Source organism: Lentibacillus songyuanensis, from assembly GCF_039548255.1.
Classification (GTDB): Bacteria; Bacillota; Bacilli; order Bacillales; family Amphibacillaceae; genus Lentibacillus_C; species Lentibacillus_C songyuanensis.
On record NZ_JBCLVH010000001.1, the window covers coordinates 321,725 to 335,306 of the forward strand.

The window sequence follows — 13,582 nt, forward strand, 5'->3', positions numbered from 1 at the left end:
TAGCAGTTTGATACACTGCTATCTCCTTTGCTTTATCCCGCTTTAACGGGTAGTAAGATCCCCGCTGAATGAAGTTTCACTTTGTTGAGCGGGGATAATATTTTCAATTTCTGTCCAATCGAAGGTGCCCTGTTGGATTTGCTTTCGACGTTCTTTATTAATAATATCTGTTGGCCGTCCACCATCAGGCCAATCGCTGTCATGTCCCTTCCATTCCGAGCGATCCTGTGACAAGAGAAATGCCGCAATATCAGCAGCTTCCTGATCTGTTAAAGGTTTGTCACTATTAGGTGGCATATTGTTTTTGATAAAACCGGACATGTTTACCATTCTGCCCGTCATTTTTTCACCCTCCTAGATTGTTTATTCCCTACAAGGTTATTAGCTATAAAAGCGAAGACAATATGACTTTTGTCACAATGGAAAAATGCTTTCAGAAATAGTCACAATATCGGTACAAAATGTACATTTCTTTTAAAGGATAAGGAAACACTAACAAATAATCTAACAACAGGAGGAAGATGACATGATAAGAAATAGGTTCATGATAACACTGGTAGTTGCATTTAGTTTGGCTATTGCGTCACAGGCAGCGCCGGCTTCGGTCGCAGCTTCTGATCAAATGGTTAATCAGTTGACATCACATGATAATCATTATGGGATTCATCATAATGAGGCGTTGATAAAGCAACGGGCAAAGGAATTAGGAATTGATACAGAAGGGAAAAATGCCGAAGATCTAGCCAAAGAAGTTTATGAGGCGGAGATACATCGTGCAGCTGATGAACTAGGTATTGAGACAAAGGGAAAAAATATTGACAAACTTGCTGATGAAGTGCGTCAAGAAAAGGTAAAACAAATGGCTAAGAAGCTTGGTATCGACACAAAAGGAAAAGATCCTAAAGCACTTGCCAAAGAAGTGTATGAAACGAAATTAAAGAAAAAAGCCGAGAAATTAGGCATTGATACCAAAGATAAGGACATCGAATCACTTAAACAAGCGATATTCGACCATTACATTCATAAAGAAGCAGATAAATTGGGAATTGATAAGGAAGGAAAAGACAGCTATACCTTGGCTAAGGAAATTCAAGATAAAAAGATTACACAATCCGCCGAGAAGTTAGGGATGGATACCAAAGGAAAAGATACACAACAGCTGTTAAATGAAATTGTTAATGATCATGCTGAAGAGGCCAAAAGGTTAAAGGTTTTCCCATATGAGCAGATGAAATAAGGAATATAGGAACACTGGACCAGTTCGCGACTACTTAAAAGGATTAGCTTGCTCACGCACGTTTCAGGCGTAACTTCGCCCGTTTCGAACGAGTTCTGGCTTGTTTTCTACCTATCAGTAGTCTTGACCGGTCCCTGTGACCCATTAGTGTCGTTTGCTGAGCCAAAGGACACCGGATTTTGCGATACGTGGGACAAGGCCGGTGAATGGTTGTTGGAACATATTCCCGAACCCGTCAGACTTGCCAAGTGAACCAAGAGTCCCTTTGAGCTTGATTTCTTTTGGTTTCTTTGGTTCTTTATCATGAAGAACAGCTAATAGAACCTCGGCAATCTGTTCTCCCTGCTGCATTGCCAATTGCCCGCTTGGTGAATGCTCCGAAGCAGCGCAGTCACCAACAACATATATATTAGTGCTTTCTGGTACTTGGAAATAGTCATTGACAATAATTTTATCCTGGGGATCCTTTGCAAATGGCAGTTTCCTGGCTAAATGATGTGGCTGAACACCCGCCGTCCAAATGGTGACGTCATTGACAAAACAAACGCCATTATTACAAACACCATCTTTTTCAACATATTCGACGTTCGCATGATGCAGTACTTCCACTTGATTTTCAATAAACCATGATTCTACATATTCTTGAATTCTTGAATTGAATGCTTTTAATACTGTTGACCCTCGATCAAGCAGCCGTATATTTAGGTCTGGCCGACTCTCCCGGATTTCCGCAGCTACTTCAATTCCGCTTAGTCCTGCACCGACAATAGCGACTTTTCCATACGCCTTTAAATTTCCAACAGCTGTCCCGGTGTGTCGGGCACCTTGAAACGTTTGCACGCTTTCTGTATATGTTTGTGCACCATCGATCCCGTGATAGTTATCTTCGCATCCAAGTGCAACAACTAAATAATCGTATGGTACATGTTCACTTTTTCCTTGCAGCGTGATTTCCTGATTTTTGGTATTAATTTCTGTGATCTCCCCAAATACATAACGAACCCTTTCATCATCCGGAAAATTGATGCGCAGGTCTTTATCGGCAGAAGTACCAGCGGCAATAGAGTAAAACTCAGTTTTCATCGATTGATACGGATTTCTATCCACGACGGTAATATCAATGTCCTCCGATAACTGGTAATTTAGTAATCCTGCGACAACTTTAACCCCTCCATAGCCACCGCCTAAAATGACTAATCTTTTCATAAACATGACCCCATCTCTGTCCCAATAATAGAAGTGTTTTTGATTCCACCTAAAGGATAACAAATGAAGCAGGGAAAGACTAGGGATTATCGGTATAAAACTAAGGTTGGAATAGTCTTAAGAATTGGTTAATAATTATTTGTCAATTCCTCTTTCTACGTGTAGATGAAAGAGGCGTGCAGAGCAGGTAGCTGCTTAGGGGTTACAAGCATTCATTATCATGGAGATAAGCTCAGATCAAATCTCCAGTTTGTGCTTTGGGTGCTTGCTCCGATATACAAGAAGAAATGGACCTTAATATCACGTTATCGAATGATACCTCAAACTAGCGTCTATACAGGATGATTGAACTTCGCTACAATGGAAGCAAATGATTGATGATAAAGCGAGTGGTTCCAATGCCTAAAATTATGTTAATTGAAGACGACACAAGCCTGTTTCAAGAAGTAATAGATCGCCTGGCCAGCTGGGATTATGACGTGTATGGTGTGCGTGATTTTAACGATATTATGAAGGATTTCACTAGCTTGAAACCAGATTTGGTCATTATTGATATTCAGTTGCCAAAATACGACGGTTTCCATTGGTGCCGGATGATTCGGATGCATTCCAATGTACCCATTATCTTTTTATCTTCACGTGATCATCCCACTGATATGATCATGTCGATGCAGCTCGGTGCGGATGATTATATCCAGAAACCATTTCACTTTGATGTGTTGATTGCGAAAATACAAGCGATTCTCCGGCGAGTTTATAATTACAACACCGAGCAGATTGAGTTGCGTATGTGGAATAACGCCACGGTTGATTATGCTAAAAATACAGTTACCAATGATCAAGGGACCATTGAGCTAACAAAAAATGAAATGTATATTCTGAAAGTTTTAATTGAGCGTAAAAATGAAGTCGTTCCCCGCGAGGAAATCATCCAAAACCTTTGGAACGATGAGCGTTTCATTAGTGATAATACCCTGACCGTTAATGTCAACCGGTTACGCAAGCGATTGGACGCACTTAGATTAGGGCGTTTTATCGAGACGAAAATTGGACAAGGATATCAGGCAAAAGAGGTGACACGTACGATTGATTAAAAGGTATCTCATCGAGCGTAGCAGTTGGGTAGTTCTATTTATTGCGTTACAACTTGTAACACTTTTTATTGCGTTTATTGATCCGACCATCCCCATTCGATCCGTTGTCTATATTGTTTTCTTATCGACGCTAATTCTGATTATATTCGTTATCGTGCGTTATCAAAAAGAAACGGCATTTTACAAAGGTCTCAAAGCGTGGGATGGCGATTATGATTTAACCGATATTAAAAAGGCAAGGAGTCCGTTTGAAACCATCGCAGAGGAACGACTCGAGGAGCAAACAACGACCTTTAAAAATGAGCTTTCCAAGCATAACACTCAATTGGAACGGGAAAAAGATGAACTGCTCTCCTGGATCCATGAGGTGAAAACACCATTAACGACAATGCAACTCATGATCGATCGTGTCGAGGATAAAAAAGTTAAACAGCAATTGAAATATGAATGGCTCAGGACGTATCTGCTTCTCGACCAGCAGCTGCACAAAAAACGAATTTCGTTTATCGAAAATGACTTACACATCGAAGAAACCAGCCTGGAGCCTTTGATTTTCCAGGAAATTAAAGCATTACAAGCGTGGTGCGTGCCTAAAGGAATTGGTTTTGACGTTTCTTTCCAAGTAGAAGAGGTATTGACGGATGAAAAATGGCTTGCTTTTATCATCCGTCAACTGTTAACCAATGCGATTAAATATACGGAAGGTGCCGATATTTCGATCACTAGCTATACGGAGTATCAACAAACAAAGCTGGCTATCCAAGACCATGGTAGAGGTGTGGATGCCAAAGACTTGCCACGCATTTTTGATCGGGGTTTTACCTCTACTACCGCACACCAGGATACTGCTTCAACCGGTATGGGGTTATATTTAGTGAAAAATGCAGCAAAATCGTTACACATTAAGCTTGATGTTCAATCGATCGTCGGAGAAGGCACCACGTTTACGCTAATCTTCCCTAACAAAAATGAATTTGTTACCATTACAGGCATGTGACAAGATTGTCACATGCTTGTTTGAATTGTTCGATGAATCGAAGGAAAAAGAAGCTGCTATTCATTATGATAGAGTCAGACAGATGGAAGGAGTGAAGTGGTGATGATGTTAGAGGCAACGAAAATTCGTAAAAGCTATGGAAACAAATTTAATAAACAAGAAGTTTTAAAAGGAATTGATATCAATGTAGAAAAGGGAGAATTTGTGAGTATTATGGGGGCATCCGGGTCGGGGAAAACAACCCTTTTAAACGTCCTTTCTTCGATTGACCGGGTGAGTCAGGGGAATATTGTCATTCAAGGACAGGAACTAACCACGATGAAGGATAAACAACTTGCCGCATTTCGTAAACACCATATAGGATTTATTTTTCAAGAATACAACTTACTGGATACGCTGACGGTAAAAGAGAATATCCTGTTACCATTGTCGATTAATAATGTATCAAAACAGAAAGCCAATGACATATTTAAACAAGTAGCCGAAGAACTGGGCATTTACGATATCTGCGAAAAATATCCAAATGAACTTTCCGGTGGACAAAAGCAGCGAACTTCAGCTGCCCGCGCCTTCATCCATGAACCGAGCATTATTTTTGCCGATGAACCGACCGGGGCGCTGGATTCCAAATCGGCATCGGATTTATTAAACAAGTTGAACCACTTAAATGAGAAACGGGAAGCGACGATTGTGATGGTATCCCACGATCCGGTCGCTGCCAGTTATTCCAAGCGGGTGATTTTTATCAAGGATGGCGCTTTATATACCCAGCTCCATAAGGGGGATGGAACAAGAGAGACCTTTTTAAAAGACATTATGAAAACACAAGGCGTCTTGGGCGGTGTGCAAGATGAGCATTAATCGATTAATTTGGCAAAGTTTAAAGAAAAATATCCGAAATTATTACTTGTATGTCTTTGCGCTTATGTTTAGTGTGGCGCTATACTTTTCCTTTGTTACCTTGCAATATGATCCAGCGCTTGATGAGCCCTCAAGGACGGTCAAAGGTTCAGCGGGAATTTACGCAGGATCCGTTTTATTAATTGCTATCGTTGCTGTATTTCTATTATACGCGAATGCATTATTCATCAAGCGAAGAAGTCAGGAGGTTGGATTGTTCCAGTTGATTGGAATGACTAGGGGGAAGGTCTTTCGTATTTTAAGTATCGAAAACTTTACCCTTTATGTTGGATCGATCATCATCGGGATTTTTCTCGGTTTTTCTGTTTCAAAATTAATTAAGATGGTATTCTTTAAAATCACAGCTATAGATCAGGTAGCTGCGTTAAGTTTTTCCGTGACAGCTGTGTTCCAAACGATTTTTGTTTTTTTGGTGATCTATTTACTTATTATGTTGATGAACTACCTGTATATTCGCAGACAGAGCATCCTGTCCTTGTTTCAAGCAAGATCGAAAACCCAGAGCAATATCAGGAAACTGTCGGTTGTTCAAGTTCTGGCCGGCATCTTGGGGATTGGTCTGATTATTCTCGGGTATTATTTGTCTACATTGTTGTTTGATTTTAACACGATTAGTCCTGGTAAGCTTTTCTTATTGATGATTAGTATCTTGGGTTCAGTCATTGTGGGTACTTACCTGTTCTTCAAAGGCTCGGTCAGCTTTATACTGCAGCTGATTCGTAAAAGTAAGGCGGGGTATCTGTCCATTCATGATGTGTTGTCCCTATCGTCGATTATGTTCCGCATGAAATCAAATGCGCTTGCTTTGACGGTAATCACGACTGTTGCCGCACTAGCGATCGGACTATTATCGTTAACCTATATCTCGTATTATTCGGCAGATAAATTAGCCCAGCTAATGGTGCCAAACGATTTTTCCATACCGAGTCAGAAGGATGCCGACGATTTTACAAAGAAGCTCGATAAGGAAAATATTCGTTATCAGGCAAACACCATTCCTTTCATTACTGTAAGCGCCGATATAACGAAAGCTCTGGAAACGATTCCGTATGAATCCTATGCGAATCCGGCAGATACCGGCATGGTCATCATCAGTGATCAATCGGTAAAAGATATCAATGTTTCCCCTGATGAAACGGTACTTACCGGGGTTAGCGATTCGATGTCCCAGATTCTTTCGTTTAAAGATAAAGGAGAGATTGTTCTAGCAAATGGCAAGGGTTCCTTTGATGTACACTATTCGGAGTTACAAGACTACGCTATACTGCCAATTATTTTTTCATCTGGTGGCATACCGGTCGCGGTTGTAAATAACAGCGTTTATCAAAAGTTGGAAAGTAATCTTGAACCGGACAACCAAAGCGACCTTGGTAACACCTATGTCGGTATTGATGTGACAGATAAGAAGCAGTTGGAACAGGCTGACAGCGTTTTTGAACAGATGGACTTGGATGAAAAAGATGTACCGGGTTATGGTTCACGTGTAACGGTTATGGCAGACCAAAAACAGGCTACAGGACTCACCATGTTTATCGTTGGGTTTCTTGGATTGACCTTCTTAATTACATCCGGCTGTATTCTGTATTTTAAACAAATGGATGAAAGTGAAGAAGAAAAGCCCTCCTATACCATTTTACGTAAACTGGGCTTTTCACAGGCTGATTTACTACGCGGGATTTGGTATAAACAGCTGTTCAACTTTGGCATTCCATTAATACTTGGGCTATTGCACAGTTACTTTGCGGTCAAATCCGGCTGGTTCCTCTTTGGTACAGAAATGGTAATGCCAATGGTGACTGTCATGGTGATTTATACCATATTGTACTCTATCTTCGCAATTTTGTCGGTACTTTATTATAGGCGGGTTATTCAAGAGGCATTGTAAACAGAGTCGGAAGAAGATCCAGTTTAATCGGGAGAGCGCACCTGTTAGTCAGGGCGGCTTTCCCGATTAAATGTGCTGGTTTTCCGGATATCCCGATCTGTTCCAGTGCCCCAATTCTTAAAGCTGGGGCACTGGAAACAATCCTTTTCTCTATTTCACATTCGGGGGTTCGTTCATTTTGGTTGTGACGGTGTCATCGGTGATATGCACTTGACAAGTTTTTCCTTCATGGTTGACAAACTTGAAGATTCCGTTGTTAAAATCTGTGCCGATTTCTTTATAGAAAATACCTTCATAGAGGTTATCCTTTGAACGGCTGAAGCTGAGCCGGTATGAATCGTTATCTTGGCGTAAAAAACCGCGGACACCTTTTTCGAACGTGATATCTGTATCGCTTTTTAGTGTCCGGTCAATGGATACAATGTGAATATCGATAAATGTCATGGCACGTAAGAGGACATTGACAAACGAGCCTTTGGTAATTTCCTCCCACCGGTTTTGCGGACTTTGCCCAATAATAACCTGGGTGATGTTTAAATTGTGACAAACCTCGGCAATTGCTTTAACCGATGATCGTTTTTCGTTATCACGAATAATGAATTCATCGACATCCAATTCATCGCAAAGCTCTTTCCAACGTTCAATATATCCGGATTTTTCGGCATCGAATTCATCGTATGGAAGCGGATCAACGGTTAGTACATACAGCGGACAGTCCATAATTTCAGCTAGTTTCTGGCCACGTCTAATGAGTCGCTCGCCGTTCGGACCATAATACACACATACTAAAATGCTCTCATCCATCCGGCCTTTTATTTTCTTCATGGCGGCAATTTCACCTCATTTTTAATCTTTCCATTATCTTAAGCTGTCTTATCTTATCACGTTCCATGTTAAACGTGAACCCTCTATACATGAAAAAGGGTGTCAAAGATGAAGTACGCTTTATTTTAGTGTATAATTAATACTAATACATGATTTCATTACCCTATTGTTTTGAAAAGGAACATAAAAGGATGATCAGCATGTTATACATTGATCATATCGCCTTTTAAACCGAGAATCAACGCTATTTGGCAAGGCTTCTAATCTAAGTTTTTCTTTCTTAGAGAATAAAGCATACATATGCTTTATTCTGCTCGGGCCAGAGTGGGCTACGTAACTAGCAAACTTCACACTTCTCCACGCAGATCAAGTCAACATCGGTTCAGGGGACAAAGGAAGGCCGACTAAAACCGGCCTTTGCGGCCAACGTCGGCATACCCCTGTTGCAGGGGCATGTTTCCTTTATCTCATTGCGAAGTGCTCCAGTTTGTACGTGGGCCTGCGGATGCAGGTCATGCCGACGTTGGCACAGGACGTGCCGAACTTAGTCGGCGTTCCTTTATCCGGGCACTTCCGCCTTTGTTCTTTTAATGGCCTCCATTATCTCGTTTGCCTTCCCATAAGTCAAGGTTAGTTGGGAATACTACGTTTTAAGGCTGTACGTCGTAATTTTTCCACAGTGATTTGTGCAATTTATATTTTCCTGCCAATATATTAAATAACAAAAAACCTTTAATAGACGAATCAATGGAGGGTTAGATCTATTTTGCTATTTATCATATCGACAATTCTCATACTGTGTTTAGCTGTTGCTTTTATTCAAATCCATCATAAAAAAAGTGGCAAGACCATGCATATCGGCTGGTTTATTTTGCTCATACCTGCATCATTATTTATCCTTCTGATCCATTATCTGCCGGCAATTGCAAGTGGCCAAACCTTTTCGTCAACCATAAGATGGATTCCATCATTTGATATTAATTTTACCTTTTATCTGGACGGGCTCGGTATGCTGTTTGGTCTGTTAATAACAGGAATTGGCACGCTTGTCACGCTTTATTCGATTTACTACTTATCAACAAACGAGTCCCTGACACGTTTTTATACGTATTTACTCATGTTTATGGCAAGTATGCTTGGTGTGGTGTTTTCCGATAACATGATGGTGTTATATGTGTTCTGGGAGCTGACCAGTATTTCATCTTTTTTGTTAATTGCTTTTTGGTACCATCGGAAAAAGTCACGAGAAGGTGCGCAAAAGTCAATGTTAATAACGATAACCGGTGGTATGTCCATGCTTGCTGGATTTCTGATGCTGTATGTGATATCCGGAACGTTTAGTATTCGTGAAATGATTGCAGGAATTGGCCAGTACACGGATCATGGGTTATTTTTGCCAGCTATGCTGTTGATTTTGCTTGGTGCGTTCACCAAGTCCGCGCAATTTCCGTTTCACATCTGGTTACCGGATGCGATGGAAGCTCCTACACCGGTCAGCGCGTATTTACACTCAGCAACCATGGTGAAGGCCGGCATTTATTTGGTTGCCCGTTTTACGCCGATTTTTGGTGGCGAGGGAACCTGGTTTTGGCTCGTTGGCGGGATTGGACTGTTCACCTTGTTTTGGGGGTCATTTCATGCAGTCCGGCAAACGGATCTGAAAGCCTTGCTCGCCTATTCAACGGTGAGTCAGCTTGGAATGATTATGTGTATGTTCGGGATTGGTTCAGTTGCGCTTTACACGAGCAAATCAGCTGAAACGGCTATCTATACCCAAGCAAGTTTTGCAGCTTTGTTCCACCTGGTTAACCATTCCACGTTTAAAGGGGCATTGTTTATGGTGGTGGGAATCATTGACCATCGGGTAGGAACGCGTGATATCCGCAAGCTTGGGGGATTGCTGAAGGTCATGCCAGTAACATTTACCATCACATGTATTGGCAGCTTCTCTATGGCGGGACTACCTCCGTTTAATGGCTTCTTGAGTAAAGAAATGTTTTTTACCGCAGCATTGAATATTAGTCACTTTGATATGTTTTCGCTGGAAACCTGGGGCACCCTATTCCCAGTGCTGGCGTGGACAGGAAGTTTGTTTACGTTTGTCTATTGTATGATTATGGTGTTCAAAACGTTTTTTGGACCTTATCAGATGGAGAAGTTGGAGCATCCTGGTCACGAGGCGGCTATCGGCATGTTGATTGCACCCGGGGTTCTTGCGTTGTGTGTGATTGGTATCTTCTTTTTCCCAAACTTGCTCGGACGTTATATTCTGACACCAGCACTGAGCAGCATTTTTCCGGCCGTCCCACAGCATGAGTTAGCTGTTGAGATTGCAGCATTCCATGGTTTTAATATGGAATTGATGATGACTATTGCTTTGGTTGTTTTAGGGGTTGTATTATTTCTATTTTTACGGTACTGGAAAGGCATTTACCGGTTATTTCCGCAACATATATCCTTCAACGCGTTATATGATGCGATGCTGGAGCAATTGGGTAAAACATCTAATCGAATCACCAACTTTTATATGACAGGTTACTTGCGTGATTATTTGGTATATATTTACTTATTCTTTATTATCGCAACAGGTGGCATATTGATTTATACGAAGGCGTTTTTAGTTGAAATTGCCGGAAATAGTTCTGTGAGCCTGTTTGAATGGATTATTGCGATGGTGATGATGGCAGCAGGAATCGCCATTTTGTTTGCTGGCTCCCGTTTAACAGCGATTTTGTTAAACAGTGCACTTGGTTACGGGATCGCTGTGTTATTTGTCATCTTTCGGGCTCCGGATCTGGCATTAACCCAAACGGTGATTGAAACAGTTACTACCGTACTGTTTCTGGTCGCGTATTATTTCCTGCCAGAGTGGAAAAAGGATGCAACACGACCCATTTCAAAAGCTGTTAATTTGCTCATTTCGATTTGTGTCGGCGTTGTCTTTACGATCACTGCGCTTGCAGTACAAAATGGAAAATTATTTGCAACGATTTCTGGATTTTATGAGAATGCGGAGGAGCTTGCCGGTGGAAAAAATATTGTCAATACAATTTTGGGCGATTTTCGGGCGTTCGATACAATGCTGGAGGTTGTGGTACTCCTGATCGCGGGAATTGGAGTCTATACGTTTACCAAGTTGAAGGCGAAAAAGGAGGATGATGCATCGTGAAGATCAATAACGTTATCCTCCGAACGGTTACAAAGGTTGTCGTGTTCATTATTTTAACATTGGCTGTTTACTTGTTTTTCTCCGGCCATAATAGCCCTGGTGGTGGATTTGTTGGCGGCCTTTTGTTGGCTTCAGCCTTTGTGCTGCTGTTTATTGTGGAGGATATTGCCACCATCAAAAAGGGGATTCCCATTGATTTTAAACGGGTTGCAGCACTCGGGGCATTTATTGTTGTGGCCACCGGATTTGGTGCCGTCCTTTTCGGTGATCCGTTTTTGACCCAATCGTTCGGTCACTTTGACTTGCCTATTTTTGGGGAAACGCATTTGACGACGGTAACCATTTTTGAAGCGGGTGTTGCCCTTGTTGTCGTTGGTGTTGTCGTAACCATTATTCTAAGTATTAGCAGGGACGTGTAAGCATTGGAAACATTAATAACGATCTTATCAGGTATTTTAGTAACCGCTGCGACCTATTTGATTCTATCGAAAAGTATGATACGAGTCATTTTGGGGACAGCTATTCTATCGCATGCAGCCCATCTACTGATTATGACGATGGGTGGATTAAAGTCAGGCAGTGTTCCCATTATCGGGGAAGGTGATCATTATGTGGACTCATTGCCGCAAGCACTCATTTTAACTTCCATTGTGATTGGCTTTGCCGTAACGGCGATTTCGCTTGTACTGGCTTATCGCATCTATCAGGAAACGAAGACGGATGATTTGTATGAATGGAGAGGCTTTACCGATGAATAATATGCTTATACTTCCAATGGCTCTCCCGCTTTTAGCAGGTATCCTGTTTATACTCTTTCGTTCATATATTGGTATGCAACGATGGGTTAGTTTTGGGGTCATACTCATCAATGCTGGTATAAGTATTTATTTGTTGAACAGGATCCAGGCAGAAGGAATCCTCCGTCTCGATTTTGGCGGGTGGGATCCGCCGTTTGGGATTTCGTTTGTTGCCGATTCCTTTTCGGTATTGCTTGTACTCACGACTAGTGTTGTAGCGGCAATCTGTCTGCTTTATGCCTTTTCATCTATTGGCCGAAGCTATGAACGAATGTTCTTTTATTCGTTTGTCAATTTTCTTGTAGCCGGGGTCAACGGCTCGTTTTTAACCGGTGATTTGTTTAACTTGTATGTTTTCTTTGAAGTAATGCTGGTCGCTTCGTATGTTTTGCTTGCGTTAGGTGGACGAAAGGTACAATTAAAAGAAGCGATCAAATATGTTGTGATTAATGTGATCTCTTCCTGGCTGTTTCTTGTTGGGATTGCGTATCTGTATGGTGTACTAGGGACACTGAATATGGCTCATTTAGCAGAGCGTATTGCGGAATCTGGTCAAACGCCCTTAGTAACTGTAATCAGTATTGTTTTCTTAACTGTTTTTGCCTTAAAGGCGGGTCTGTTGTTGTATTTCTGGCTACCAGGGTCGTATAGTGCGCCGCCGATTGCTGTCGCTGCTTTATTTGGTGCCTTGCTGACAAAGGTCGGAATTTATGCGATGTTCCGGATGTTTACGCTTGTTTTTAACCAGGATCAAGCGGCTGCCCAAACGATTATCGGCGTTATGGCGGCTCTTACGCTGATCGCCGGCAGTATTGGTGCGGTTGCCTATCGGGATCTCAGACAAATTGTGACATTCAATGTAATTATATCTGTTGGGTTCATTTTAATTGGACTTGCTGTTGCTACGCCGGAAGCAATCGAAGGGTCCATTTATTATCTGATTCATGACATGATTGTCAAAGCCCTATTGTTCTTACTTGCAGGGACGATGATTGCCTTAACAAAAACGGCACGAATTGATGAAATGAGTGGATTGATCCGCAATTTTCCATTGTTAGGCTGGATGTTCTTCATCGTCATGCTGTCACTGGCAGGTATCCCTCCGTTAAGTGGTTTTATTGGAAAAGTTTTAGTTGGGCAAGGTGCTGTTGACGCTGGTTCATACCTATTACTGGCACTTGCATTCTTATCCAGTATTTTAGTTTTATATTCGCTTCTAAGGGTGTTCTTGAATTGTTTTTGGGGAGAGACGCTCATCAGTGAAGAGGATGAAGTGCCGCAGAAGAAAGGCTGGCTCATTCCATGTATTCTATTGACAGTTGCTACCATTGGTTTGGGACTTGGTGCAGAGTCCATCGCCACATATGTTAAAGATGCGGCGGATACATTAGTACATCCAGAAAGGTATATTGATGCGATTTTACATGATTAAGCACACATGAGGAGGTGGC

Annotated in this window: 12 protein-coding genes; 9 read left to right on the forward strand and 3 right to left on the reverse strand. The window is 41.7% G+C overall.

The window, feature by feature from the left end:
• Positions 1–42 precede the first annotated feature (42 nt).
• Positions 43–342 (reverse strand): c-type cytochrome, encoded by a 300-nt coding sequence (locus WMZ97_RS01505; protein ID WP_343270278.1) that lies wholly within the window; start codon positions 340–342, stop codon positions 43–45.
• Between the two features lie 184 nt (positions 343–526).
• Between WMZ97_RS01505 and WMZ97_RS01510 the strand changes: the two genes are divergently transcribed.
• On the forward strand, positions 527–1,237 hold the full coding sequence (locus WMZ97_RS01510; RefSeq protein ID WP_343270279.1) for a hypothetical protein: 711 nt from the start codon (positions 527–529) through the stop codon (positions 1,235–1,237).
• Positions 1,238–1,381: 144 nt separating this feature from the next.
• Here the strand turns inward: WMZ97_RS01510 and WMZ97_RS01515 are convergent, their stop codons facing one another.
• Positions 1,382–2,443 carry an NAD(P)/FAD-dependent oxidoreductase gene (locus WMZ97_RS01515; RefSeq protein WP_343270280.1) on the reverse strand — a complete coding sequence of 354 codons (1,062 nt, stop codon included), beginning with the start codon at positions 2,441–2,443 and terminating at the stop codon, positions 1,382–1,384.
• A 398-nt stretch (positions 2,444–2,841) separates the two neighbouring features.
• Between WMZ97_RS01515 and WMZ97_RS01520 the strand changes: the two genes are divergently transcribed.
• The 4 genes from WMZ97_RS01520 (at position 2,842) to WMZ97_RS01535 (ending at position 7,340) form a co-directional block, all read left to right on the forward strand.
• Positions 2,842–3,537 (forward strand): response regulator transcription factor, encoded by a 696-nt coding sequence (locus tag WMZ97_RS01520; protein ID WP_343270378.1) that lies wholly within the window; start codon positions 2,842–2,844, stop codon positions 3,535–3,537.
• The gene (locus WMZ97_RS01525; RefSeq protein WP_343270281.1) at positions 3,530–4,534 is read left to right on the forward strand and encodes a sensor histidine kinase; all 1,005 of its coding nucleotides are present in this window, start codon (positions 3,530–3,532) and stop codon (positions 4,532–4,534) included. Before WMZ97_RS01520 ends, WMZ97_RS01525 begins: the two co-directional genes overlap by 8 nt.
• Before the next feature lie 99 nt (positions 4,535–4,633).
• Positions 4,634–5,395, forward strand: coding sequence for an ABC transporter ATP-binding protein (locus tag WMZ97_RS01530; RefSeq protein WP_343270282.1), 762 nt, complete (start codon positions 4,634–4,636; stop codon positions 5,393–5,395).
• Positions 5,385–7,340, forward strand: coding sequence for an ABC transporter permease (locus WMZ97_RS01535; RefSeq protein ID WP_343270283.1), 1,956 nt, complete (start codon positions 5,385–5,387; stop codon positions 7,338–7,340). Before WMZ97_RS01530 ends, WMZ97_RS01535 begins: the two co-directional genes overlap by 11 nt.
• A 150-nt stretch (positions 7,341–7,490) precedes the next feature.
• Here the strand turns inward: WMZ97_RS01535 and WMZ97_RS01540 are convergent, their stop codons facing one another.
• Complete coding sequence (locus WMZ97_RS01540; protein ID WP_343270284.1) at positions 7,491–8,165, reverse strand: histidine kinase; 675 nt, start codon at positions 8,163–8,165, stop codon at positions 7,491–7,493.
• Positions 8,166–8,931: 766 nt separating this feature from the next.
• Between WMZ97_RS01540 and WMZ97_RS01545 the strand changes: the two genes are divergently transcribed.
• From WMZ97_RS01545 to WMZ97_RS01560, 4 genes are read left to right on the forward strand one after another with little or no spacing between them, the layout of a single operon-like run.
• Positions 8,932–11,334 carry a Na+/H+ antiporter subunit A gene (locus WMZ97_RS01545; protein ID WP_343270285.1) on the forward strand — a complete coding sequence of 801 codons (2,403 nt, stop codon included), beginning with the start codon at positions 8,932–8,934 and terminating at the stop codon, positions 11,332–11,334.
• On the forward strand, positions 11,331–11,753 hold the full coding sequence (locus tag WMZ97_RS01550; protein WP_343270286.1) for a Na(+)/H(+) antiporter subunit B: 423 nt from the start codon (positions 11,331–11,333) through the stop codon (positions 11,751–11,753). The genes WMZ97_RS01545 and WMZ97_RS01550 overlap by 4 nt, the downstream gene beginning before the upstream one ends.
• Positions 11,754–11,756: 3 nt before the next feature.
• Positions 11,757–12,092 carry a Na(+)/H(+) antiporter subunit C gene (locus WMZ97_RS01555; protein ID WP_343270287.1) on the forward strand — a complete coding sequence of 112 codons (336 nt, stop codon included), beginning with the start codon at positions 11,757–11,759 and terminating at the stop codon, positions 12,090–12,092.
• Positions 12,085–13,563 carry a Na+/H+ antiporter subunit D gene (locus WMZ97_RS01560; protein WP_343270288.1) on the forward strand — a complete coding sequence of 493 codons (1,479 nt, stop codon included), beginning with the start codon at positions 12,085–12,087 and terminating at the stop codon, positions 13,561–13,563. Before WMZ97_RS01555 ends, WMZ97_RS01560 begins: the two co-directional genes overlap by 8 nt.
• Positions 13,564–13,582 lie beyond the last annotated feature (19 nt).